Source organism: Pseudomonas sp. NBRC 111143, assembly GCF_001320965.1.
In the GTDB taxonomy this organism is placed as follows: Bacteria; Pseudomonadota; Gammaproteobacteria; order Pseudomonadales; family Pseudomonadaceae; genus Aquipseudomonas; species Aquipseudomonas machongensis.
The window spans coordinates 1-748 of the sequence record NZ_BCBT01000123.1 but is presented as its reverse complement, the minus strand read 5'-3'; the positions used below and the strand labels follow the sequence as shown (position 1 = coordinate 748).

1 pseudogene is annotated in these 748 nt (G+C 63.8%); it reads right to left on the bottom strand.

From position 1 onward, the window contains the following. A pseudogene (gene istA / locus APH44_RS28840) lies at positions 1–748 on the bottom strand (IS21-like element ISPst3 family transposase); the annotation flags it as partial.

Below are 748 nucleotides of genomic sequence, written 5' to 3'. Positions count from 1 at the left end.
CTTGCGCCATGATCCGGTCACCGCCGGCATGACGCCCCAGACCGTGCTTAAGCTGACGCAGCGGCGCCGGCAGATCAGCAAAGGGCGCGCCGTTGCGCAGCGCACCGGGCTTGCGTTCGATCAGCGGGAGGTAGTGCTGCCAGTCATAGCTGACCTGGTCGCGATCCAGCAAGCGGACATGGCTGGCGATCAGCGCGTCGTCAGCCACCACCTCGATTCGCGTCGGATACAAACGGCTGCTGACCCACTTACCCGCATACTCACACGGCACCGAGTAGCGGTTGCGCCCGACGCTGACCAGGCAGGTGCTGGAGACCCGCGCAGGCCGCTCGACGTAACCGTCGAATGGCGCTGGCACAGGCATCAGTTCAGCGCGCTCCAACTCCAGCACTTCGGCCACACTCAGCCCGCTGTATTGAGGGTGCGTCAGCTCGTTCCAAAGCGCGCGGCAGCGCTGGCCCAGCCAGGCATTGAGTTCCTCGAAGGAGTGAAACTGGCAGTCCTGGGCGTCTAGCCAGATACGCCTGCGGCTGTCTTGCACGTTCTTTTCAACGATGCCCTTTTCCCAACCAGCGGCGACGTTGCAGAAGTCCGGATCGAACAGGTAATGCGCGCACATCACCGCAAAGCGCGCATTCACCGCCCGGCCTTTGCCCTTATTGACCTTGTCGACGGCGGTCTTCATGTTGTCGTAGATGCCCCGGCGCGGCACGCCGCCCAAGGAGCCGAACGAGCGTGTATGGGCGTC